This is a genomic window from Lysinibacillus capsici (assembly GCF_020217405.1).
Taxonomy (GTDB): Bacteria; Bacillota; Bacilli; order Bacillales_A; family Planococcaceae; genus Lysinibacillus; species Lysinibacillus capsici.
On the sequence record NZ_CP084108.1, the window covers coordinates 2,651,965 to 2,674,936 of the forward strand.

General features: G+C 36.6%; 25 protein-coding genes and 1 pseudogene. 10 read left to right on the top strand and 16 right to left on the bottom strand.

Annotated elements, in window-relative coordinates:
- Positions 1–4: 4 nt before the first annotated feature.
- From LCP48_RS13075 to LCP48_RS13085, 3 genes are all read right to left on the bottom strand, one after another.
- Entirely contained in the window at positions 5–376 is a 372-nt protein-coding gene (locus LCP48_RS13075) for a GntR family transcriptional regulator (RefSeq protein ID WP_004225203.1), read from the bottom strand.
- Between the two features lie 15 nt (positions 377–391).
- Entirely contained in the window at positions 392–697 is a 306-nt protein-coding gene (locus LCP48_RS13080) for a YfzA family protein (RefSeq protein WP_225340262.1), read from the bottom strand.
- A 342-nt stretch (positions 698–1,039) separates the two neighbouring features.
- Complete coding sequence (locus LCP48_RS13085) at positions 1,040–1,885, bottom strand: MBL fold metallo-hydrolase (RefSeq protein WP_036218683.1); 846 nt, start codon at positions 1,883–1,885, stop codon at positions 1,040–1,042.
- Positions 1,886–2,370: 485 nt separating this feature from the next.
- Between LCP48_RS13085 and LCP48_RS13090 the strand changes: the two genes are divergently transcribed.
- From LCP48_RS13090 to LCP48_RS13100, 3 genes are all read left to right on the top strand, one after another.
- Positions 2,371–2,877: a DUF3231 family protein gene (locus tag LCP48_RS13090; RefSeq protein WP_225340263.1), complete on the top strand. Its 507-nt coding sequence runs from the start codon at positions 2,371–2,373 to the stop codon at positions 2,875–2,877.
- Between the two features lie 442 nt (positions 2,878–3,319).
- The gene (locus LCP48_RS13095; RefSeq protein ID WP_004225198.1) at positions 3,320–3,436 is read left to right on the top strand and encodes a YjcZ family sporulation protein; all 117 of its coding nucleotides are present in this window, start codon (positions 3,320–3,322) and stop codon (positions 3,434–3,436) included.
- A gap of 218 nt (positions 3,437–3,654) precedes the next feature.
- Positions 3,655–4,053 carry a hypothetical protein gene (locus tag LCP48_RS13100; RefSeq protein ID WP_004225196.1) on the top strand — a complete coding sequence of 133 codons (399 nt, stop codon included), beginning with the start codon at positions 3,655–3,657 and terminating at the stop codon, positions 4,051–4,053.
- A 225-nt stretch (positions 4,054–4,278) separates the two neighbouring features.
- On the opposite strand, the gene LCP48_RS13105 is transcribed toward LCP48_RS13100, so the two are convergent.
- The 7 genes and pseudogenes from LCP48_RS13105 to LCP48_RS13135 all read right to left on the bottom strand — a co-directional run bounded on the left by LCP48_RS13105 (position 4,279) and on the right by LCP48_RS13135 (position 10,032).
- Positions 4,279–4,479 carry a cold-shock protein gene (locus tag LCP48_RS13105; protein ID WP_004225195.1) on the bottom strand — a complete coding sequence of 67 codons (201 nt, stop codon included), beginning with the start codon at positions 4,477–4,479 and terminating at the stop codon, positions 4,279–4,281.
- 272 nt (positions 4,480–4,751) lie between these two features.
- A pseudogene (locus tag LCP48_RS13110) lies at positions 4,752–4,880 on the bottom strand (RCC1-like domain-containing protein); the annotation flags it as partial.
- A 95-nt stretch (positions 4,881–4,975) separates the two neighbouring features.
- Complete coding sequence (locus LCP48_RS13115) at positions 4,976–5,851, bottom strand: cation diffusion facilitator family transporter (protein ID WP_318528153.1); 876 nt, start codon at positions 5,849–5,851, stop codon at positions 4,976–4,978.
- Between the two features lie 343 nt (positions 5,852–6,194).
- Entirely contained in the window at positions 6,195–6,950 is a 756-nt protein-coding gene (locus LCP48_RS13120) for an SDR family oxidoreductase (protein WP_004225193.1), read from the bottom strand.
- A 160-nt stretch (positions 6,951–7,110) separates the two neighbouring features.
- Positions 7,111–7,767: a hypothetical protein gene (locus tag LCP48_RS13125; protein ID WP_004225190.1), complete on the bottom strand. Its 657-nt coding sequence runs from the start codon at positions 7,765–7,767 to the stop codon at positions 7,111–7,113.
- A gap of 46 nt (positions 7,768–7,813) precedes the next feature.
- Positions 7,814–8,287, bottom strand: coding sequence for a GNAT family N-acetyltransferase (locus tag LCP48_RS13130; protein WP_004225188.1), 474 nt, complete (start codon positions 8,285–8,287; stop codon positions 7,814–7,816).
- Between the two features lie 269 nt (positions 8,288–8,556).
- Complete coding sequence (locus LCP48_RS13135; protein ID WP_004225187.1) at positions 8,557–10,032, bottom strand: methyl-accepting chemotaxis protein; 1,476 nt, start codon at positions 10,030–10,032, stop codon at positions 8,557–8,559.
- A gap of 137 nt (positions 10,033–10,169) precedes the next feature.
- Here LCP48_RS13135 and LCP48_RS13140 point away from each other — a divergent pair, with 137 nt between their 5' ends.
- Positions 10,170–11,132, top strand: coding sequence for an MBL fold metallo-hydrolase (locus tag LCP48_RS13140; RefSeq protein WP_004225184.1), 963 nt, complete (start codon positions 10,170–10,172; stop codon positions 11,130–11,132).
- Positions 11,133–11,346: 214 nt separating this feature from the next.
- Here LCP48_RS13140 and LCP48_RS13145 read toward each other — a convergent pair whose 3' ends face one another.
- Entirely contained in the window at positions 11,347–13,164 is a 1,818-nt protein-coding gene (locus LCP48_RS13145) for a DNA ligase D (RefSeq protein WP_004225182.1), read from the bottom strand.
- Positions 13,165–13,270: 106 nt separating this feature from the next.
- Here LCP48_RS13145 and ku point away from each other — a divergent pair, with 106 nt between their 5' ends.
- A complete protein-coding gene (ku, locus tag LCP48_RS13150; protein WP_004225181.1) occupies positions 13,271–14,092 on the top strand; it encodes a non-homologous end joining protein Ku in 822 nt (273 codons plus the stop codon).
- A gap of 31 nt (positions 14,093–14,123) precedes the next feature.
- Here ku and LCP48_RS13155 read toward each other — a convergent pair whose 3' ends face one another.
- Entirely contained in the window at positions 14,124–14,645 is a 522-nt protein-coding gene (locus tag LCP48_RS13155) for an AAA family ATPase (protein WP_004225179.1), read from the bottom strand.
- Between the two features lie 139 nt (positions 14,646–14,784).
- Between LCP48_RS13155 and LCP48_RS13160 the strand changes: the two genes are divergently transcribed.
- The gene (locus tag LCP48_RS13160) at positions 14,785–15,792 is read left to right on the top strand and encodes a serine hydrolase domain-containing protein (protein ID WP_004225178.1); all 1,008 of its coding nucleotides are present in this window, start codon (positions 14,785–14,787) and stop codon (positions 15,790–15,792) included.
- A 14-nt stretch (positions 15,793–15,806) separates the two neighbouring features.
- Here LCP48_RS13160 and LCP48_RS13165 read toward each other — a convergent pair whose 3' ends face one another.
- Positions 15,807–16,337, bottom strand: a complete 531-nt coding sequence (locus LCP48_RS13165; RefSeq protein WP_004225176.1) for a dihydrofolate reductase family protein — start codon at positions 16,335–16,337, stop codon at positions 15,807–15,809.
- 100 nt (positions 16,338–16,437) lie between these two features.
- Between LCP48_RS13165 and LCP48_RS13170 the strand changes: the two genes are divergently transcribed.
- On the top strand, positions 16,438–17,391 hold the full coding sequence (locus tag LCP48_RS13170; RefSeq protein WP_225340265.1) for a helix-turn-helix transcriptional regulator: 954 nt from the start codon (positions 16,438–16,440) through the stop codon (positions 17,389–17,391).
- A gap of 90 nt (positions 17,392–17,481) precedes the next feature.
- A complete protein-coding gene (locus LCP48_RS13175) occupies positions 17,482–18,528 on the top strand; it encodes a DUF418 domain-containing protein (protein WP_004225170.1) in 1,047 nt (348 codons plus the stop codon).
- Between the two features lie 360 nt (positions 18,529–18,888).
- Here LCP48_RS13175 and LCP48_RS13180 read toward each other — a convergent pair whose 3' ends face one another.
- Positions 18,889–19,743 (bottom strand): hypothetical protein, encoded by an 855-nt coding sequence (locus LCP48_RS13180; protein WP_004225166.1) that lies wholly within the window; start codon positions 19,741–19,743, stop codon positions 18,889–18,891.
- A 427-nt stretch (positions 19,744–20,170) separates the two neighbouring features.
- Between LCP48_RS13180 and LCP48_RS13185 the strand changes: the two genes are divergently transcribed.
- Complete coding sequence (locus tag LCP48_RS13185; protein WP_004225164.1) at positions 20,171–20,407, top strand: hypothetical protein; 237 nt, start codon at positions 20,171–20,173, stop codon at positions 20,405–20,407.
- Positions 20,408–20,459: 52 nt separating this feature from the next.
- Here LCP48_RS13185 and LCP48_RS13190 read toward each other — a convergent pair whose 3' ends face one another.
- Positions 20,460–20,852, bottom strand: a complete 393-nt coding sequence (locus LCP48_RS13190) for a RidA family protein (protein WP_004225163.1) — start codon at positions 20,850–20,852, stop codon at positions 20,460–20,462.
- A gap of 685 nt (positions 20,853–21,537) precedes the next feature.
- A complete protein-coding gene (locus LCP48_RS13195) occupies positions 21,538–22,089 on the bottom strand; it encodes a hypothetical protein (RefSeq protein ID WP_004225161.1) in 552 nt (183 codons plus the stop codon).
- 216 nt (positions 22,090–22,305) lie between these two features.
- On the opposite strand from LCP48_RS13195, the gene LCP48_RS13200 reads away from it, so the two are divergent.
- Positions 22,306–22,971: a response regulator transcription factor gene (locus LCP48_RS13200; RefSeq protein WP_004225159.1), complete on the top strand. Its 666-nt coding sequence runs from the start codon at positions 22,306–22,308 to the stop codon at positions 22,969–22,971.
- Position 22,972 lies beyond the last annotated feature (1 nt).

Genomic DNA, 22,972 nt, shown 5'->3' on the forward strand with positions numbered 1-22,972 from the left:
CCTTTCACTCCTCGTATAAAATCTTCAATAATTCCTTTAGTTCATCAAGAGACAGGCCTATTTCTCTGCTATTCGCAATGACCGCACTTAGCTGTTCCTCAATAACCTTCAGCTTCTTTTCCCGTATAACCTCCAAATTTTGCTCCGCTACAAACGATCCTTTGCCAACAATGGAATAGATAAAGCCTGCCTTCTCCAATTCCTCATAAGCCCGTTTTGTTGTTATTACACTAATTTGTAAATCCTTTGCGAGGTTGCGCATGGATGGTATGGCTGTGCCCTCCTGTAGTTCACCTGCTAAAATAAGTGATTTAATTTGATTCGTAATTTGTTCATAAATTGGCTCCTTTGAACTGTTCGAAATAATTATTTGCATGCCAATCCCTCTTCTTTATTTTTTTGAGAATATCGTTGAAAAAATACTCCCTAGTGCTGCAATCAGTATAGCAATAACATGGATTGTGATGAACATATTAAAAAAAGGAAAGGAATAAGGCGTTATCCATTCGGTAAAAAGCCTCGAATCCAAAATCCATCTTCCCATTCTGGCAACTAAATTATTACTATCGTTCATGTTCGGCTCCAGAGCAGTGCCATCGACCGCGATAAAGATCAATTGAACAATTAAAAATATACCAATAGTGATGATCCATCGTTTTAACCGATTACTTTCATCCGCATTTTCAGTGCCTATCACTTAAACAATTCCCCCACAAATTCATTATATTGTATATATACTATATAAACATTATATACACAATTAAAAAATTTGTTCAACCACTTTTTTGTGTTTAAAGGAAATTTTACCGTGAAATGAGCTATGGCATTCAAATACATAGAAGGAGCCTATTTTGATAGCTATTATCAAAACAGGCTCCTATTAACTACTTGGCCATTGATTGTGTCTTGTCATGCAAATATGTTCATTCTGCAGTTGCAATCTGATAATTTATGATATAATGAATCATCTGACTAAATTGGCAAGACAATGGCTGTAGCGTGTGACGACGCTGCGGCTTTTTCTTTGTTTATTCCTTAATTAATTTAAATATTTACCCTGCTTGGGTAGTGCGATTTGATCAAAATCATCGACAAGTTTTTTTAGATTGCTTGTCAGTTCTTCGCCCTTCATTGGTAATCCGTGCCCTGTGATGGCAACGGAAGGTTTTAGTATGGCTAATTTTTCAATAGATGCTCGAGCAGCCAGCCAATCTGTTGTAAAATATTGAGGGGGACCACTGATTTCTTTTGTCTGTGTAATCACCTTATAAAGAGATTCTTGTTTGACCGTAACAAATGCATCGCCAGCAATAAGCACCTTATCCCTTTCACGGAATAAAGATATATGCCCTGGTGAATGGCCTGGCGTATGAATCCATTGGAAACCTGCCATAAATGGAACACTACCATCAGAAGGTAAAACTTTGAGGTTACCACCTAAATTTATAGCTTCATTTGGAAAAATAGGTGACATTTTAGCAACCAAGCCGTTATTGACCGTTGGATCAGGCTCTGGATAATTTTGTGTTCCAGATAAAAAGGGTATTTCCAATCTATGCGCATAGACAGGAACATCCCACATCTCTATTAATTCTATGATTCCTCCGACATGATCAAAATGACCATGAGTCAGTATGATTGCCTTCGGTCGAGACTTAGAACCATAACGTTCTTCAACAACTGAAATGATCTCATCCGCACTTTTGGGCATCCCCGCATCTATTAGCACAAAATCTTTCATCTGGGGTTCACCATAAAGTACAATATTTACAATTTGAATCGTGTATTGATATAAATCAGGTAAAATGTCTATACCTACACCGCTTCCAACAGAAGTTGCTGGGATAAATTTATAATCTTCCCCGTAATTCAAATTCTTGTCCATTTTAAATCATCTTCTTTCATTAAGTCATTGGAGGTTTAAGCATAAGAATGAAGTTTTATTTATGGAAATGCCACAACTGTAGAGGGTGGCATACTTATCTTCTTACTTCTTTTCTTTTTTATTGAAGGATGTTCTTTCTTTTGCTCTCGTTCCTCTTTTACTGCTTCTAATTCTTCAGGATTAAATTTCATTGCTAGTTCTTGTTGCTCTGCTTCAAAACACTCACCTCCAATATGCTTTAAAGTGGTCTTCCTTAAGAAAATCTATACTTTTCACTTTTTCAAAGCTATCAAACGTATAAATAACCAAAAAACATCCATTCTATAAGTGCGTAGTGTCTCACTACTTAAAGAGCTGCAGAGATTTCTTTCTCTGTGGCTTCTTTTATTTTTTAAAAATTTTATTATTAAAAGTGAATTTTACTTATTTTTTCAGCCATACTAACATGGCTTTAATGGCGAAAAATAAGAAAAGGATGTGTACAGATGGGTATTCTTGGTGGAAATCCAAAAGATGAACCGTTGCATTATGGTGAGGTATTTAGTGTGTGGTCGGGTTTAATTGCAGACTATGGCATGATTTCTGGCTATCAAACATTTTATAATCATGCTGGTGATGAAGATCTTAAAAAAATTATTGAAGATATCATCGAAACATGCAGGGAAGAAGTAAAGCAATTAGAAAAAATTCTAAAAACAAACGGGATTGCACTACCTCCTGCATCACCTGAGAGACCTGTAGCAAGACTTGAAGATATTCCTCCAGGTGCTAAGTTTAATGATCCAGAAATAAGTGCTGCCCTTACTGCTGACCTAGTAGCTGGATTAGTTGCATGTAGTCAGGCAATGGGTACTTCTACTCGTGAAGACATCGCATTAATGTATGGGCAATTCCATATGGCGAAAGCTCAGCTTGGCGCAAAACTTTTACGTTTAAACAAAAATAAAGGCTGGCTTGTACCACCACCATTACATGTTAATTATCCTGAATAATTTAGTACTGTACTCATAGACACGTAATCAGAAATTTCGAGGCACTTTAGGGGTAGATTGAACACAGTCCTGGCCTGAAAGATAAAATATTTTTAGCTGTAGCGTTTGTAGACGCTGCAGCTTTTCGAATGTATAAATAGACTATAATTGTATCGCACATTTCAACACACTTCATAGGCTGTGACGTTGGTTGACCTTTATAGTCTTATTTTTATTTTAAAGGCAATAAACTATGCACAATGAGTTAACTTTTCATATTAATAGTAGTGTTAAGCTAATCTAGTTTAACTTGTACCTCCCGAATTGTTACTTAGGGTCACTTTCAGCTGAGTGACCCTTCAATATTTATTCATTTATTTAAATCTCGTTTTAAATTCGGTTATTTGGCTTGAAGCTTTCTATACTTTACATATTCTAGCTTCTCGAAAGGAGGGACTTTCATATGGGATATGAAGTTTACGGTTCAAACTATGGCAAGCATGATAATTTATCATTCGCTCTAATTGTTGTCCTCTTTATTCTTTTAATTATTGCTGGCGCTACTTTCTTATATCATTAATATTTACCTTCTAATATCCTCAAATATTCATACTAGGATCAAAGGGTCGTCTCCCACCTTGGTGACCCTTTTTTACTACTTACTTTGTAGCATAGAAGCATATATGTAGGAAGCTTACATATGTCAAGTTTGTTACTCACACAGTGTACTAATCTAACAAACAGTTCATAGAATATATCAAGCATAATTAGGGCTAAAAATAACAAAGGAGAATGCCTATGAGCATTGATTTTATTACACTTGCCCCAACAGTCATGCAGGTGTTTAAAGCAGGAGATGCAAATCCAAAAAAAGTAAAGCGCATTGTTTATGGACAAGCTACCTCTGATGCAAATGGAATAGCCACATTATATTTTACAGACAATGCATTAGCTAATGGCAATCCTCTCTTATCTACTATTGACTATGCAGTGGCAAGTGTATACTCGACAAATTCAACGATAAACTTAAGACCGAGAGTTCAAATGAGAGAGAAGAATATTAGTGGGAAATATGTCTCTGCTAATATTACAAATATTAGTGGTGTGACAGTATTAGGAATTAGTGTATTAGGATCAGAAAATCCAGTAAGTGGCGTTATTGTAGATTTTATGGTTTTAGGTAGTTTTGATTTGTAGACAGGTCATACTGAACAAACTCCCTCCTGTTGCTTTTACATTCTTTATTAGATGGTAGACCTTTCTTGGTAAAACCTCACATCCTCACTTCTTTCGTCGAGATAGGCAAGTAACAAATTATTTTGATGTGAAATGTAATGAGAAAAAAAATAAAGACAAAGTCGAAAAAATCGACTTTGTCTACTGAAAACACTCTATTTAAGAATGTTTTTCTTCATTTAAAAATTAAAGTTTAACGATGTTAGCAGCTTGTGGTCCACGTTGACCTTCTTCAACTGTGAATTCAACTTTTTGACCTTCTTCAAGTGATTTGAAACCTTCACCTTGGATAGCTGAGAAGTGAGCGAATACGTCTTGTCCGCCTTCTACTTCGATGAAACCAAAACCTTTTTCTGCGTTAAACCATTTTACTGTACCTTGTGTCATTTAAATGACCTCCAATAATGTTATTAAATAAAATCATACAACTTCCAAAGAAAAAAATTCACATATTACAAAAAGTAACTAACAAAACACGATTACTCTTTGTAATATGTGAATTTATTATTTCTTTAAGAAAGATTCTATTACATACAGTATATGATAAAAAATCGTATTAGTCCAGTGTAAAGTGAAATTTTTTATCAATGAAAGGCTAAAACTTGCATATACCACCTATTTAAAGGGGTAAAATTAGTCATTTCACCGCCATTAAGTAGCTACAGATTATTTATTGAGGAGTTGGAAACTACATTACATTGGCCTTCATTATTCCTGCTCACAGCTAACATCGTGCCGTCAGCCTTTAGCCCAACTGTATGACGATAACCCGCAGCTATAGCAGCTAGAGGCAATTGTTTTTGTATTTCAATAGCAATATTCCTTACCTTATTAATCCGTATATTTTTTGAAGCTGACTATTACATTTTAGGACATAATTGCCCTATGCTTCCTTAGGCTCTACATGGACATGCACTTCATAAACCCCTTGCTCTTCCACCATATTTTTTTCAACAACCGAAGCAACATCATGTGCTTTCGTGATATCTAGCTTTGCATCTACAAGTATAACGACATCAATTACCTCATTATTACCATAATTTCTTCCTCTGATTTCTTTCAATCCTTTAACGCCATCTATTTTTAAAATAATCTCTTTGTATGTTTGAAGAATTTTCTCATCAAACCCATCCGATAGTTCATGAGAAGCTTCCTTAAAAATCTCCCAAGCTGTTTTACAAATGATGAAACCTACAACGATCGCAGTTACTGTATCTAACCAAGGCATATGTAGTTGTGACCCTAAAATTCCTACAGCGGTTCCAATACTTACCCAAGCATCTGACAAATTATCTTTAGCTGCAGCCATAACCGCTTTACTATTGACTTTTTCAGCCAATTGTTTGTTGTAACGATAAACAAAATACATCACCAATGCTGATCCTACCCCTACATAGGCTGCAACCATATCCGGCGACTCTTTTCCACCCTGAAAAATGGAAGAAAAACCACCGACCAATACTTGAATACCAACGGCCATCATAATAAATGAAGCGACCATTGATGCAATGGTTTCACTTTTCCAATGACCATAGCGATGATCATGATCTGCGGGTTTTTGTGAAAGCTTTAGTCCAATAAGTACTGCAATAGAGGCAATAATATCTGTCGTATTATTCAATCCATCCGCTTTTAAAGCTTCTGAACCACTCAAGTAACCAATGCCAACTTTTATGATGGATAAAATTATATATGAAATAATACTGATGATGGCACCACGTTCACCTAATTTAAGATTATTATATCTTTCTGCTTCCAATTCACTTACCTCCCACTTACGTACATTATGATCATAACAACTCAACATCGAGTGGGTCTACAGCAACCTTTTTGCACTACTATACATAAGTAGGAGGAATATAAAAGTGTTGATGAGGGGAAAAAATAAAGCCATTAGGAAGAAACTCAGATACTGGTTCAAAGCCTAGAAATTATTATACTAACCGAATAAAATAGTAGTGTATCTGTTCTTTAAGATTTTTTCCTCCAACGAACACACCTAACAAACCTTGGTCATTTCCATTTTCGGAAGTGACCCTTTTTACGTACTTATAAGCACGTAAAAAACCTTGCCACAACTGTAGCAAGGCTTTTCATCTCAATTATCCTCGTAGAAACCCGCCCTCTGAGTGGATTATTTGTCCAGTTATCCATGTAGCCTCCTCGCTAGCAAGAAAGCTAATCACCTTGGCCACATCCACTGGTGTCCCAATCCGCCCCATTGGAAATTTTGGTAACAGATAACCCCTAATCTCATCATTCATCCATGTAGAATCTGTTGGCCCTGGATTGACAGCATTGACGGTAATGCCCAGTGGTGCTAGCTCCTGTGCTAATGATCTAGTAAAGGCGGAAATTGCCCCTTTCGTTGCTACATAGGCTAACTCTCCCATCATAGGACCTAAATCTTGACCAGATGTCATATTAATGATTCTCCCTGAATTTAAATTAGCTTTTTCAAAAAGACGTGCAAATTCCACACAAAGTAGTAAGGTTGACCTCATATTCACCGCGTAATGTTCGTCTAATGTTTGAGCATCTAACACTAGATAACCATCTTGTGCTGAATGGGCAGCATTATTTACTAAAATAGAAGGTACACCTAGTTTTTCGAAAACCGTTTGGAGTATCGTTTTTGGAGCTTGGGAATCTGATAAATCAATCGACAATTCTTCACATGAAACACCCTTACTCAAAATTTCCTGCTTGAATTCTCCTATCCACTTACGATCAGCATGCCAGTGTGTGAAAAAAACATTGACACCGTCCGTAGCCAATCTTCTACAAATAGCTGTTCCAATATCTTGAGGGTGGCTTGCACCTGTAATGATTGCTATTTTACGTTTTGTTTTATTCATTTCTTTTTACCCCCATGCTTTTTGATGGTTATTGAGATTATTAATAAAAAAAAGAGCATCACCATAATGGTCTGCTCCGTTTTTAGAAATCAAAGCACTTACACTGAACATCCTTTGAAATGACCACCATACCTAGTCAAACAAAATTCGTGTTAATTTTCTAATCTAAAACTTTAATCTGATTTTGAACTTCAATAGAAAAGGCTTCTACATCAAATTGATGCTGCATTATCGTATCTTTTGCTAACTGTTGAGCCTTCTTTTTAGCCTTGTCATTTTTCTCTTGTGTTATATTAATTCTTACTTGAATTTTCTCAGACGTCATACTATGGTCAATGCTGAAAGTGCCAAAATTTTGTGCAAACATTGCCTCAAACAGATTGGCCATGACATCATTATAACTTAGCCGAGTTGAGATCGCTTCTGCTGGCTCATAGAGTTGCTTTAATGTTATTTGAAAAGAGATGGGGTTTAATTCATTAGCTGTGATAACGTCCAGCATTGTTTCTTCTATATGTTGCTTTGTCTTGTGATCGACCTTGTCGGGTAATGACACAAGGAGCTCTATTTTTCCATTAGGTAAAATTCCATAATCTAATAGAAAGCTATAGGATTCTTTGCGCAATGTATAAGAAATCTCACTAATTAAAAATTGATATTGCTGAATATAACGCAATAATTCATCATTACTAGGTTGTGACATAGAAACATTGGTTTTTTCTGCATATTGAATAGGTGCATTTGCAAAAAAGAAAAATGCACCACAAACAATGCTTAAAAGTAGAAACCATAACGTAAATAACCTTTTAATTAACATGTATAGCCCCCTTATTCGGGACTATATGCCAATTATCTAAAGTAAATTACGGTAGAATTTTATAAAACAACACACGATCTTGATTTTCACCACCATAATTACTATGAATGGACATATTATCAATCACCTTGTCACCCTTTTCCATTCTAAAACCGAGATTCTTGTGGAAGGCGATGGACACTTCGTTAATAGGCGACGTAACACATTTCACAATATTTCGATGGTATTGCTTCACCACATGAAAGAATACATCATATAATCTTTTTGCAATATTCTGTTTTCTGTAATCAGGATGGACCCCAACAAAATGGATAAACGCTTCATTTGTTTTGGACTGCGATAAAAAGCCAATGAGGAAGCCGATAATTTCGCCATCCTTCTCCATAATCAGGCTCGTATTTGTAAAGTGATCAAAAAATAATTTAGGAAGCTTATCTGACATATTCCTACCGCCCCACCACTCATTAATCAATGGAGATAAAGTATAGTAATCTGAACTCTGTACACTACGAATGTTCATGGAATCCCTCCTCCTTTTCAAGTCATACAACAGATTTATAGTCTGAATATATCTACAGCTATTATATAAATGGTGACAATCACCACAGCAAACACACTACAAATGCATATTTAAGTTATTGTGCTGCGGCTCATACAAACTCAAAACAATCACCATAACCAGATATGGATAAAACAATGTAGATGAATACTATCTATATACCCTCCATCTAGGATGGTTAATCCTACTCTTATTTTACCCTACCATTTATTTCAATATCAATGGTTCTATTATACCTTTGCCATGACTAATGACTTTAACGTGTTACTTAAAGCCTGAATATGATTTGTCGTATCCGTCATGCTTACTAGAAGCTGATTTTCGTCCTCCACTGAATGTAAAATAGCTCCAGTAGAAGTTGCATTTTGCTCCGTCATGTGATTCAGTTTTTCAATTTGCTTTTGGATTACTTCGAATTGTGAGATGGCACTGCTTAATTCATGCATCCCTCTTGTTAAATCTGTATTCGTTTCCGTAAAAGAATCCTTTAAACTATTAAAGAAATGACTGACATCCTGTAAAAGCTGTTCTCCATGCTGGAGTGCCTTTTCACCGTCATCAGAACGTTTATGGGCCTCTGTTGATTTTTCAAACAAGGTTTTTGTTACATTGGTAATGCTGACGGTAATAGCAGCGCTTTCTTCTGCTAGCTTACGCACTTCATCTGCTACAATCGCAAATCCTTTTCCGTGTTCTCCCGCTCTAGCCGCTTCTATTGCCGCATTTAAGGCCAATAGATTAGTCTGCTCTGCAATATGGGTAATCCCCTTTAATAAACTATCCACCGTTTGTAGGCTGTGTTGTAGCTCGTTAACAGTTTCCGCAGTTGAGCCCATCGCATGACTCATGACGTTCATTTGAGTCATTGCATCCTGCATTTTATCCCATCCTGCTAATACTTCTTGTTGTAGCTCAGTAGATTTAACGACCGTATCCTTCGAAATTGTCAATGTTTTATTGACAAAATGAACCGAGTCACCCATTGTGCCGTGAATCATTTGTAAACTGGATGCCTCCTGCTGAATACTTGCAGAGATATCCTCTGTTGCTACTAAAATTTGCTTACTAGAGCCAGAGATCCTTTGCATTGTTTGTTGGAACTGCGTGACATGCTTGTCCAATGCCTGACTGCTCTTTTCGATTTCCTGAAATGTATTTTGTAGTTGATTGAAGGATGCTTGCACTTCATTTTGCTGGATTTCTGCATGTTGAATCAATTCATTCCCCCATTTTGCCAGCAAATAAAAAGCTATAATGACCCCATTCATGATTGCCAGAAGTGTCACAAAGACAATGGTGTCATCAAATGGTCCTAACAATGATGACGAGTTGACCATATATAAAATGAAAAAACTAAGATTAGTTAAAATCCCAAAGAAAACAATCAATTCTTTTTTAAAATACAGGGCAATAATAGCCACTGTGCACAGTAAAATATAATGTTTATTTAATGAAAAGCTATCAAGCAAAAATAAGGTAAACACAACACTTGATGGAATGAGGCCAAAAATAAAGCCTTTGACATACGTTTTTATAGGTAAAAAATAATTACATACCGCCAAGGCAATAACAGCTAACCCAATAAATAAAAAATGGATGCCCTTTGATAGAATCATAGGTCCACATATTAGAATGGCCAAAATTGAGATAATAGCCAAATTTACACGATGAACTTTTCGTGTATCATAACGAATTTTATGCTCCATTACTATCCCCCTAAAAAAATGAATAGACATTCAGTTTAATTTTCTATTATTATATAGTATAACAACTACTTTTTGTAGCTAAATATTGCATTGATAAGAATAATTAGCTTTTTTTGAAATAAAAGGGGGAAATTAAATTGACTAGCGTCCAACAAATCGCACCAAATTTCTACTGTATCGATACATATGATTTAGGTCGAGAGCAGCGAACAAGCTCCTATCTATTAATGGATGAAAAGATAGCTCTCATCGAAACTTCAGCCAGCCCATCTGTACCTTATATTATGGAAGGGTTACAGAAATTAAATATTGCCGTAGAGGATATAGACTATGTCATCGTGACACATATTCATTTAGACCATGCAGGCGGAGCAGGGTTATTTTTGCAAAGCTGTCCCAATGCTAAATTAGTGGTTCATCCACGGGGCGCAGCCCATATGATTGATCCAAGTCGTCTTATTCTCAGTGCTAAAGGGGTTTATGGCGCTGAATTTGACCGCCTTTTTGATCCAATTGTGCCCATTGACGCTGCAAGAATTATTGAAGTTCTTCATGAACAGCGTTTGCAATTAGGTCAACATCATTTAACGTTTTATCATACTGAGGGACATGCTAAGCATCATGTTTCAATGCTTTATTCCGCAACAAATGGCTTGTTTGTAGGAGATACAACAGGCGTTCGCTATCCCGAAATGGATAAGGAAGCAATCGATTTAATCATTCCGTCCACCTCTCCAAATCAATACAACCCTGAAACAATGGAACAATCCTTAAAATTGTACGAAAAGCTACAAGCAAGTGAATTATACTTCGGTCACTATGGGGCTTATAAAAATCCAGCAGAAGCCTATCGTCAGGTGCGCTATTGGACACCGCTCTTTTTAGAAGAAGGTAGAAAAGCGCAAGCAGCATCCAGCCAGTTCCAAGAACAAGTTCACTACTTAGATGCTCGCTTAAAGGAACTTTTATTCAACTATCTACAGGAAAACAGCATTCCGTCCGATCATCCTGTCTATCAAACCATTCCATTCGATACCATTGTGTCCGCAATGGGCATACTGGATTACCTCGAAAAAGCAAATGCACAGGTTCCACTTTAACGGCAATAAGAGGTGTTCCCCATGACATTGGGGACACCTCTTTTTTAGAAGCGCTTATAGTACTGGTCAATGCAAGCTTTTCGTAAAACTTTTCCTTTTGTATCGGAGGGCGCTCTTTTTTCAGGTGAACCCACTTACTTTTCTGATCAAAGCGCTCCAAACCTCATCAGTAGTGACCATGCCCTGTTCCACATATAGAGGCTTATCCTTGTCCTCATTCCTTTAATTGATCTAGAACTGCTTGAAAATTTTGTTGCTCCCCTACTTCACGAAATAATTGAAAGGGATTGCTCATTTTTTTCATGCGCTCCATGACAAAGGGAATCGTAAAAAGTGTTGGTGTTAGGTTTTCATTGACCTCCTCCCATAGAAGCGGTGTGGCTACTAAACCCATTTCATTGCCACGAGTGGAATACGGGGCAATGATGGTCTTGCCCTCTGCATGCTGCACATAATCTAAATATAATTTTTCATGACGATTCTTCTTTAAACGCTCAATTGTATATAAATTTGGCTTTTGCTCACATAAAAAGCGACAAACAAATTCTGTAAATATACGTATTTCTTCATAAGTAAATGTATTGGCGGGTAAAGGAATATATAGCTGTAAACCTTTTCCACCTGATGTTTTGACAAAGGATTGTAGCTGAAAATAATCAATAATGTTCTTTAAATCAAGTGCTCCTGAAACGGCTAATGAAAATTCTTGTACTGAAGGAGGATCTAAGTCGAAAACGATTTCTGTCGGGTATGGAGAATGATGTGTTTGAAATGGAATGTGGAACTCTAATGCCAGCTGATTTCCAAGCCACAATAACGTTTCCAAGTTATTACACACGATATAATCAATATCATCCATCAAAGCTGTTGCCACAAAATTAGGCATTTTTTCTGGTCTACTTTTTTGATAAAAACCTTCACCTGGAACACCATGTGGATAGCGTATTAGCGTTAGAGGGCGATCCTTTAGAAAAGGCATTAAATAGGGCGAAATATTTTGCAAATAGAACAAGTATTGATCCTTTGTAATACCCGTATTCGGCCATACAGGCTTGTCTGGATGTGTGATAGCAACTGAATCAGGGATAGGATACAGTTGACGTTGCATGTGCAACCAACGACAGTCCTCAGGTGATATCTCTAATCGAAAGGCATGAAATCTAGGTTCCCGAAGCTTACTACCATCAAAATCAATACAGGCAATATCAACACAAATCGAAGGCTCAAGTTCCCATAGCTCCTTTTTACGCAGTCCATTAGTCTGAAAGAATTTGACAAGTATTCGATGCTCTTCCTCTGTCATTCCATGCTTAAACGTAACGACTTCTCGTAATTCATTGTCGTCAAAAACTGCACCATGAAAATAACTATTGCTATGGTCATATTGTGTGACAATGACTGTGACATAACGCCAATTTTTTATCTTTAACCAGTGATTTGATCGTATATTTTCAAGCCATTTACTTGTTTTCTTCTTAGCGACAATGCCTTCCCCATTGTAAAGCTTGATGGACTGCCATAAGCTCTCATGCTCCTCACTACCATGTATGACTTGGATAGGCGTTGGATTCTCATAGTTTACGCTTGGCCATTTGAACTTCGTCGCAAGCTTGCCCAATTGCTCCTTACGCGTTTTTAAATAGTGGTTTTGGAGAGATTCTCCTTTAAGGGTTAAAACATCAAATGCTAGATAGTGAAAAGGACATGAATGAGCATGTTCCTGAATCACGTCTTGATTTTGCATTCTTCCCCTCTTCTGAACAACGGCAAAATCACTTTTATAATGATTGCGTAAATAAACTAACTCCCCATCCAAGGTTAGGGGTAAAAAGGTTTGGATGGATGTATAGATTTGCTGACAAAAAGCTAAAATTTCGGGAAACAAGTGATTTAAAAGTCGTCCATTTCTACTAATGAGCTTCGGCTCCTCATCCCAAACTAATAAGCAGCGAAAACCATCATATTTTGTTTCAAATAGCCATTCATCTCCACTAGGAACATCGTTTGTTTCCGATAAAAGCATTGGTTTCATTCCGCTATACCTACTTTGCTTTTTATATTCAGTGTTTGAAGATTTCATTTTAAGATACATAAAAAACCTCAAAATACATCATAGTAAGAAAAACGAGGTGACAACAATGCATACAGTGTGGAAAGGCAGTATTTCCTTTGGACTTGTTAATATTCCTGTGAAACTACATGCTGCTACTGAAAATAAAGATGTCAAATTACGTCAGCTTCACAAAGACTGCCATACGCCGATTAGCTATAAAAAGGTTTGTGAGGGCTGTAACCAAGAGGTAACAGATGAGGATATCGTGAAGGCTTATGAATATGCCAAAAATAAATTTGTTGTGTTGGATCAAGAGGATTTAGAAAACTTGCGTAAGGAAAATGAAGATAAGGCTGTGGAAATTATTGATTTTGTGCAATTAACTGAAATCGATCCAATCTATTTTGAACGCACCTATTTTTTATCACCCGATTCGACGGGAGCCAAAGCCTATTCATTGTTACGAAAAACATTAGAACAATCAGGGAAAATTGGCATTGCCAAAATCGTTATCCGCTCTAAAGAGCAACTTGCCATTGTGCGTGTTTATCAAAATGCCCTTGTGATGGAAACAATTCACTATCCAGATGAGGTAAGGAGCATTGGCGATGTCCCTAATATTCCAAGCGAACAGGATGTAGTACAAAAGGAGCTCGATACAGCCCTCATGTTAGTGGAACAACTAACAACTACATTCAACCCTGAAAAATATACAGATGATTACCGCAATGCTTTATTAGAACTAATTGAAGAAAAGAAAGCTACAAATACGATATCTACAAGCGATAAACAACGTCCAATTCCTGAAAATGTCACGGATTTAATGACAGCTCTACAGGCCTCTTTAGAAAAAACAAAAAAGCCCGCTACAAGAAAACGGACTACACGTACAAAGAAAAATGCTTAAGAACAAGCGTATCCTGTCATCGGGATACGCTTTAGAATTGTCGAAAATAGGAATCTAGATCCTTTTTGCGCTGAATCATTAAAAGTTTAGCCAATACAGCATGTTGCTGTTTAAAGAATTTAGGCTTTCCTACCCTTTCAAAGCGTTTATTCCAACGAAACATTTTAAAAAAGATCGAAAAAGTAGGTTGATAGTGAGCTTTTTCGAAGCCCATTTTTTGTTTTATAAATCTTTTTATTATACGAAAGACTCGAATTTTATAAGGCGTATCGAGAAAGATAATGCAATCAGCTTGCTGGAAGCTATCAACAACCCACTTCTCCTGATGGATCCCCTCTATAATCCAACTGTTTGTTTGGAGAATGGTTTGTAAGTGCTCCTTTTTTTCTTCATCTGTTCTTAAAATATCCCCTGATTCCTTTCGCATCCATGCCACATTATCAAGCTCATAATAAGGAATCTGCAAGGTTTTAGATAACTTCCTCGCCAATGTTGTTTTCCCACTGCCAACGGACCCAATGCTATGTATTTTTTGTGGAAACGCTTTTGTCACAGAACCCCTCCATTATATGTACCTTTGTAGAAATAATTCCTTTATTATACAATAGATTTCAGCTTACATAACGATAGTTTTCCAAGAACATTCATTCCCAATTATGGTATGATGAAGGAAAACTAGGAGATCTTTATTCATGACAATACATGAGCAAATGTCGCAACAACAAATAGCTGGCCTCAGCATTGTCTATATAAAGGATGGTGAGCTTCAGAAAGCAGAGTGCTTTGGTCTATCAGAGGTCGGGAAAACTAACAGAATCAATACCGAAACCATCTTCAATGCCTGTTCAATTAGTAAACTAGTTACAAGCATTTTAGTGATGAAGCTGGTCGAGCAAGGTATCGTAGATTTAGATGAGGATATTAATCAAAAGCTCACATCTTGGAAGATGCCAGAGCATAGCTACACTCAGGGAAAAAAAGTAACATTACGACATTTGTTAAGTCATCAGGCCGGGATTATTGACCCTAAAGGCAGCTTCTCTCCCTTACATTCACTATGGCAGAGGCCTTCGATGGTCGACTTATTAAAAGGTACAACTCCTTATTGTTCCATACCAATCGATAGTACTTTTGAGGCTGAGCAAGAATTTCACTATTCCGATGCTGGCTTTTGCATTGTTCAATTGCTAATTGAGGATACAACAGGCTCAAGTTTTTCAACACTCATGACAGACCTGATTTTTCAACCACTAGCCATGACAAATAGCTTTTTTTCTTCCGCAGTCCCAACTGCCAATACAGCAAGTGGTCATCAGAAAGATGGCACCCTAACAGCACAAAGATACCCTATTTACCCGTATGATGCAGCTTGTGGATTATGGACAACACCGTCAGATCTAGCAAAATTATTACAAGAGGTAATGCAGGCTATCAAGGGAAAGGGTACACTTGGTTTAGCTTCAATTCATGAGCTAATTCGTCCTCAGGGCTGTAAAGAATGGATGGGCCTTGGTGTATTTCTTGATGGTGCTGGTGAGCAGCTTGAAATATCCTCGCTTGGCTGGGGTGTTGGCTATCAATGTATGCTAGTGGCCTACCCCCACCTAGACAAAGGCTTTGTGGCCATGATTAACACCGATACAGGCATCCATCAAATGCAAGGTCTCTTAGGAGAAATCTATCGTTCCTTTATCAAATAAAAAAGAGGCGTGATTTAAGCCTCTTTCTTTACCTCATAATGCAGTTGTACCATTTGACCATATCGTTTTGTTTCCAATAGCCTTAAGTTTTCGAATGGACGTGGAGATTTAAACAAGGGTATTCCTGAGCCCAGTAAATGCGGTGTAATCGTAATAATCCATTCGTCAATTAGCCGCTCCTGTAAAAAAGCATCTAGAAGCTCCCCTCCCCCTACCATCCAAATCTTTGTGCCTTCTTGCTCTTTTAAACGTTGAGTAAATGTGATGACATCCTCTTGGATAAACGTCACATGCTCATTTTCCCCAGTTTGAGTTGTTGAGAACACATAGCATTTTTTATCAGGATAAGGGAACGGTTTAATATGTTCTAGGATATAATCATATGTTCGTTTTCCCATAATGACGGTATCAATAGTTTGATACATATCAGCGTAGCCATTATCACCCTCTCCCTCTGTTTCCTCTAGCCACTGTAGATCATCATTTTCCTTGGCAATAAATCCATCTAAACTCCCTGCAATAAATACCAGTGTTTCCCTTGACATTACCTCAGCTCCTCTTCTTTTGAAAATCTCTTGTACAATCTCTATACTAAATATAAAACATGACAACTATTGGCATGATTAAATAAAAAGGTGAAAAAATATGACCAAAGCTAAACGATTAATTGATATTTTGCTATTCGTCAGTGTGAAAAAGAAATTTACAGCGCAGGAAATTGCCGACACCTTCCATATTTCCGTGCGAACGGTGCATCGTTATCTTTTGGATTTAAGTGATATGGGGCTACCCATTTACGCAGAACAAGGAAGACATGGGGGCTATACGGTGCTATCAAATGCCATTCTCCCCCCGATATTATTTACTGAAGAAGAGGCGGTCGCCATTTTCTTTGCATTTCAGTCTTTGCACTATTATCGTGATTTACCCTTTAATACTGAAATGAAGTCTGTCTCTCAAAAGCTGTATGAATCCTTACAGAAGGAAGCCAAGAAAAAGGTGGATACGCTGCAATCCTATATTGCCTTTTGGAACCCTAAAAGAGCCATTACAACACCACTCCTAACGGACGTTTTAGAGGCTATCATCAACCAATCACAACTGCATATCCAGTATGAATCGAAGTCTGGCATCACCTCTAAGCATATCCAGCCTATTGGGGTGTACGCTCATGATGGCTTATGGTATATGCCTGCGCTACTGCTATCAAATGAAAGAATGTTACTCTTCCGTGTAGATCGAATTAAAGGCATAAAAGTTAGTGAAACAAACCGTAAAACGACGATGAATTTGCAGCAATGGCTTGAAACTGACTATGAGCCTCAGCAGCCTATTCGCTTATATGTAGAATTAACAAGCGAGGGCGTTCGTCAATGTTTAAGTGAGCCCCATCTTGAAAAAGCGGTTGTTCGACATAGTGATGGAACAGGTTATATCGATACGATCATCGATCAACATGAACTCCACTTTAATAGCTCCCTATTCTTTCGTCTTGGACAACATGCGATTGTCAAAGAACCGCAAGCACTAATTCAGCTTATACGTCAGCATGCACATGAGCTATTAGCGATTTACCCTGAGCCATTAGAGCCTCTATAAGATGACAATTTTGTCAGATTCACGTAACATTCATCGTTACTACTTTTAAAAGATCTTCCTTATAATGAGTTTTGAAGGAGGAGATATACGTTGCAACCGACCAACAGTAATAAACGAATTGATACATTAGATTATTTAAGGGGGTTCGCCTTACTGGGCATTATTTTAGTCAATATCCCCTCATTAATGTGGATTGAACCACCTGAATTGGCTAATGATATTGCCTATAGCCACTTTCTAACACTTTTTGTAGAGGGCAAATTTTTTATCATTTTTTCATTTTTATTTGGAATAGGATTCTATCTCTTTATTTCACGCGCACAGGCAAGGGGCGAAAAAGCCTATGCCTTATTTAGTCGTAGACTTTTGATTTTACTGTGTATGGGGCTTGTGCATTTTTATTTCCAACCCGGTGAAGCCTTAACTGTCTATGCTATTTTTGGCTTTGTAGCCTTACCTTTTTATAAAATGCGCAAAGACATCAATCTCATCCTTGGGTTCATCCTACTAGCCATCACCGCCTATTTTGGTCTAAAAATTTTAATGCCATTTCCACTGATTTTGCTTGGTCTAGCTGCTGGTCAATATCATTTATTTGAAAATATCTCGTTACATCGAAATAAAATCAGGTTAGTGACGATTGTAATGGGCTTTATAAGCATGGCTAGCTGGTTTTATCAATGGCAGTATGTCCCTGAGCCTCTTGTTAATATCCAACATTTGCCCAAAGATCAGCTAGAGCCTCATATTACAAATATCGAGCAATTTTCATTAATTGGACTACAGTTTAGCCCATTTGCTTCTGCCTTTTACATGGGAACAATCATCCTATTATTACAAAATACTTTGTTCCAGCGACTATTGGCACCGTTAAAAGCATATGGGCGCATGGCCTTGACTAATTACTTGGGGCAAACAGTGCTCATTCTCTTAATTGGTCATGCTTTCGGTTTAATCGGACAACTTCGCTATCTTGAATCTTTGTGGATTTGTTTAGGCATTTATGTTTGCCAATTGCTCTTTAGTAAGCTATGGCTATACTTTTTCCGCTTTGGCCCTATGGAATGGCTATGGCGAATCGGGACATATTGGACAATTCCTCCCCTACGACAAAGTAAGGAAGATTATTTATCGTAAAGGATAAATACCTATCAACTTGGTGGTAAACATCATATATTGGTAATGTACCCTACTCGCTTTCCATCTTTGCTCATATCTTCAGCAAGAAACACATCCCCATTTTATGTGGTCACCGAAGTGACTAATTTAAAAACAGCGTTAATCCATTGTTAACGCTGTTTCTTTTACTTTTATTAAACCTAAAAAGTGAATCATTGGGGGGTACTTTGTGGGGAATAGGTATTATAAGCTAATAAAGTTACTGGGACATAAACATACAAGTCACGGGATTATAAAATCCCGTGACTTGTATTCATTGCCATTATTTTTCTCTTGCAAGCAAGTATAGCTCTTCATCTTGATAATTGGTTCACTGTACTAAATACGGGTTAATGCGCCATCAGGTTTGGGAATTTCTTGAACTGCTATCTGATTCATTTTACAAAAATGTTTAAAGAATTGTTGTGCCAACTCCCGTTCTTGTGGGTCACTTTTCAACGATATGATATCAAGTAAAATTTGAGCCATCCATAAATTTTCGAAATAACGATATTTCCCCGTCTTCCATGTCATTTTTTCGGGGAATTTTTCATTCATATAATATTGCCAGAAAAGTAACTGATCCGATTCCTGTTCTGTCAGTTGAATTCTGTATTTTGAATGGGCAGGAATATGTCCATCTTCACACAGCTTGCCAACGAATTTTTCATTCACCATATAGACACCTAAGATGCGTCTATCACTTTCAGGCTGACTGGAATCTCTTACTGTTAAAAGGACAGCGCTATTTTGGTGCAAGCGGCTCGGCTTGTTTGGCTTTCCTTTGTTACTACCACTCTTTAATATACCTGAAAAAACATTCCACTCTGAAACAGAACTATTCTGTTCCTCTGAATCACACCAAAAAACCATCTGTGATGAGGGATGCAGTTTATGATTACTCATAAGTTTTTCGTGTTCCAAGCGAAGCAAGAGTTCTTTCCGTTGAAGTTCTTTTACCTCTTCCATCCGCGATTCTTCTTCTTTTCGTTCAATTTCCTTTTTTTGTATGATTTCCTCAAGTAACTTAGCATCACTTTTATCATGTATTGTTAGGTGCTTTCCAAATACATCTGGAAAAACAAACCTTTTATTTTCTGATGCAAAATGTATTTCAATACTTGAATCATTTTGATTAACTATACTACCTATGCCAAAACGCTTGTGTGTAACTTTCTTATTAATTAGATTCATTCATCTAGTCCTCCTTATGGAATAAAAATTAAGTTACTATTAGATAGTAAATTTTCTCCAAATAACTTCTTTAAACAATTTCGAATTTTTCTTCCGTTTAAAAATAAAAAAACGTATCCAAATTCTTTCTGCAAAATAGGACATCGGAATTCGAAATACGTTTATAAAAAATTATCGTAATACTATTATAACATTTTTTAATAAAATTACAAATTTATTATTGACAACTCATTTTTACATGAGTTAAAATATTCATTTATCCTCTGAATGTCATTTGAATCATCTTTGAAAAGACCATAAACTTCTGAAAAACGCCTTATAAAACCAACTGTCCCTTGTTACATACTTTGATGCCCATAAATTCTTCACCTGTTACTTATCCTTAGCATACAATGCAACTAATACCCTTTTTTGTAGGGCGGATTATATGAAGCAAAATAAAGGTAATCGGAATAGTGAGGGATTGGAATCCATGAGTCCAGCAGCTAAGCTGGCTGTCGCGATCACAACACGTGGAGACGCTCTAGCGACCATTGCGGCTGGTCTTGCGTTAGAAAATGAGTTGAAGGAAAATGAAAGTAATAGCAATGATATTGACAAACTACAAAAGCAAATTGACGAATTAAATGATGAAATGAAACAATTAAAAAGGATGTTACGTTAATACCATGTTACACAAAAACGACAATACCACATGGATATTGTCGTTTTTCAGGCTATTTAGCAGCCCAAAGTTCAATCTCTATTTTTATATCTGGTAGCCCTAATGCTGATACATAAGCAATAGTCATAGAGGGATAGGAATGACCAAACATTACTTCCCATTGCTGATCGAAATGATGCCAATCAATCTCCTCTGTCGCCCATATATTCACCTTTACCACATGAGATGCATCCAATCCCTCAGTTGCTAAAAGCGCTTCAATATTTCTAAATGTATTGGTGGTTTGTTCAATTAGATCTGTAGGCAGTTGATCATCTTGATCAACCCCAATTTGTCCAGAAAATGCAAACAATGTTGCATCTTTCGGAATGATTGTCATGTGGCTATATTCCCCCACAGGGCTAGGTACCTGCATTGGAGTTTTACGTATAATGTTTGTTTTCATATTCTCTTCTCCTTTAGGATCGTATTTTTCTAAAAAAGGGCAGACTTATCCCTCGTTCGTTGATTTTAGAAAAAAACAGCTGTGGAGAACCCTATACCCATGCTTAAAAAACGAATAGCCCTTTTTTTCATGTGAATTCTCCTCCTTGTCCCTAAAGTTATGTTCATTTTACCATTTCTATCCTACACAATCAATGAAATACCCAAACTATTTAGCATTTCATTTATTATTTCTCAGGCAATTAACTATTCAACTATAGCAATCACAACATATATATAGTAGTGTAAAGCTAAACTAGCCTTACACCTCCGAAATTGTTACTAGGGTCACTCCATCCCAAGTGTCCCTTTGCCTAATAGAACTAGGTACCCCTCTTTGGCGTACCTAGTTTTTTCGTTATTTTGGGGTCGTGTCGGTGGCTAAGTTTTGTCCACTTCCATTACAGCTAGTATGAATTCTGAGGTGTAGAATTCTTATACGGAAATATACCATACCCAATACAAGAACTATAAACTTAAATATAATTACACATTACACTTCCCTAATGCGATCATTTTGCATTAAGCTCAAATACTAGAAATTCTTTGTCTAAAACATTGTTTATAAAACAAATATATAGAAATGAATACAATAGGCAACAAAAATGTTAAGCTGAGTAATTATGAGCCGAGTCATGTTTACATGACTAAGAGATAAAAATATGAATCCCTCCTGCAATAACACTTAATGCGGCTATGGAAATATGGATTGTTCGTAAGCTTCGATTTTTTCTATAGTTGAAAAAATTCATTCCTACGATAGCAGTAATAGACAAAAGAATAATTGCAATCAAGCCAATAATTCCTTCATTCTCCAATTCACCCTCATTAAAGTACATGATTAACCCATGACCTATACCTAATAACAATGCCATTATGCCAAAAAGAATATGATATCTACCTATTAACTTTGCTGCAGATAAATATAGCCCTTTAGCTTGTGGGAATGTACGAATTACAGACTTCATGAAGGTTCGAATAGGAAAAATCATACCAGCTGCACCAATTCCTATGAATGTACACCAACCAATTAATTCACCAATATCCTCATAACGTCCTTCCTCGTGTTGTTGTCTACCGTTATCCTCATAATCATATTCATCTTTTCCATCAAAAATATCATCTGCATAAATGGGATTTACATCATACATAAAAAATATAACTACCAATACTATCCCAAAAATTTTTAAATATCGCATAGGAGATCTCCTTCCATATTGAGTTTCAACATTAGTCTAAGCAAACAATATGAAAAAAATCTGAAAAACGGCACTAGAAAAAATTACGATATTTAACTAAAATTTCTTTTTTGACTTAGAATAAGTAGAAGGTTGGTTGCATAAAAAATTCAGGTGGATTTCATAATGTTGTTATAAATTAGTTATACTGAGTATAAAAAAGGTAGGGGAGCTTCGTTGAAAATACTGATAGCAGAAGATGATAATCGGTTAAGGAAAAACATTGTTCACATCATTCAAAAAGAATTTCATCAGGTCGATGCTGTAGATAATGGTCAGCATGCATTAGAATACATACTGTTTCAAACTTACGACCTCGTCATTCTAGATTGGATGATGCCAGAATTAAGCGGTATTGATGTGTGCAAAGAAGCTAGAAGAAATGGTTATGAAGGTGGCATTTTAATACTAACAGCAAAGGATGATAGCAATGACATCATCCTTGGATTAGATGCAGGTGCTGATGATTATGTTGTTAAACCATTTAAAATGGAAGAACTCTTAGCGAGAATACGTGCCATTTTAAGAAGAAAAAATAAATCCATTCATCAAATTATTCAAATTGATGATTTAAAGTTATATTTGGATTCCAGGACACTTTATAAAGATAATCAAGAAATACTATTAACTAAAAACGAATTCTTATTGTTAGAGTACCTTTTTATCAACAAAGGCATCGTTCTTACTAGAGAACAAATTTATACACAAGTATGGGGATTTGATCATGAAATGACTAACAACAACCTTGATGCGTTAGTAAAATTAGTTCGTAAAAAAATCGATTATAATCGATCAAAATCCATTATTGAAAACATTAGAGGAATAGGATACAGAGTGAGGTAGC

What these genes read in the sequence shown, in the direction of transcription:
- LCP48_RS13075 (WP_004225203.1), bottom strand. Translation starts at nt 376, where the DNA reads ATGCAAATAATTATTTCGAACAGTTCAAAGGAGCCAATTTATGAACAA.
- LCP48_RS13105 (WP_004225195.1), bottom strand. Translation starts at nt 4,479, where the DNA reads ATGACACAAGGTACAGTAAAATGGTTTAACGCAGAAAAAGGTTTTGGT.
- LCP48_RS13165 (WP_004225176.1), bottom strand. Translation starts at nt 16,337, where the DNA reads ATGTCAAGGGAAACACTGGTATTTATTGCAGGGAGTTTAGATGGATTT.
- LCP48_RS13160 (WP_004225178.1), top strand. Translation starts at nt 14,785, where the DNA reads ATGACAATACATGAGCAAATGTCGCAACAACAAATAGCTGGCCTCAGC.
- LCP48_RS13135 (WP_004225187.1), bottom strand. Translation starts at nt 10,032, where the DNA reads ATGGAGCATAAAATTCGTTATGATACACGAAAAGTTCATCGTGTAAAT.
- LCP48_RS13090 (WP_225340263.1), top strand. Translation starts at nt 2,371, where the DNA reads ATGGGTATTCTTGGTGGAAATCCAAAAGATGAACCGTTGCATTATGGT.
- LCP48_RS13120 (WP_004225193.1), bottom strand. Translation starts at nt 6,950, where the DNA reads ATGAATAAAACAAAACGTAAAATAGCAATCATTACAGGTGCAAGCCAC.
- LCP48_RS13185 (WP_004225164.1), top strand. Translation starts at nt 20,171, where the DNA reads ATGAAGCAAAATAAAGGTAATCGGAATAGTGAGGGATTGGAATCCATG.
- LCP48_RS13095 (WP_004225198.1), top strand. Translation starts at nt 3,320, where the DNA reads ATGGGATATGAAGTTTACGGTTCAAACTATGGCAAGCATGATAATTTA.
- LCP48_RS13100 (WP_004225196.1), top strand. Translation starts at nt 3,655, where the DNA reads ATGAGCATTGATTTTATTACACTTGCCCCAACAGTCATGCAGGTGTTT.
- LCP48_RS13180 (WP_004225166.1), bottom strand. Translation starts at nt 19,743, where the DNA reads ATGAATCTAATTAATAAGAAAGTTACACACAAGCGTTTTGGCATAGGT.
- LCP48_RS13130 (WP_004225188.1), bottom strand. Translation starts at nt 8,287, where the DNA reads ATGAACATTCGTAGTGTACAGAGTTCAGATTACTATACTTTATCTCCA.
- LCP48_RS13170 (WP_225340265.1), top strand. Translation starts at nt 16,438, where the DNA reads ATGACCAAAGCTAAACGATTAATTGATATTTTGCTATTCGTCAGTGTG.
- LCP48_RS13190 (WP_004225163.1), bottom strand. Translation starts at nt 20,852, where the DNA reads ATGAAAACAAACATTATACGTAAAACTCCAATGCAGGTACCTAGCCCT.
- LCP48_RS13125 (WP_004225190.1), bottom strand. Translation starts at nt 7,767, where the DNA reads ATGTTAATTAAAAGGTTATTTACGTTATGGTTTCTACTTTTAAGCATT.
- LCP48_RS13145 (WP_004225182.1), bottom strand. Translation starts at nt 13,164, where the DNA reads ATGAAACCAATGCTTTTATCGGAAACAAACGATGTTCCTAGTGGAGAT.
- LCP48_RS13085 (WP_036218683.1), bottom strand. Translation starts at nt 1,885, where the DNA reads ATGGACAAGAATTTGAATTACGGGGAAGATTATAAATTTATCCCAGCA.
- LCP48_RS13195 (WP_004225161.1), bottom strand. Translation starts at nt 22,089, where the DNA reads ATGCGATATTTAAAAATTTTTGGGATAGTATTGGTAGTTATATTTTTT.
- ku (WP_004225181.1), top strand. Translation starts at nt 13,271, where the DNA reads ATGCATACAGTGTGGAAAGGCAGTATTTCCTTTGGACTTGTTAATATT.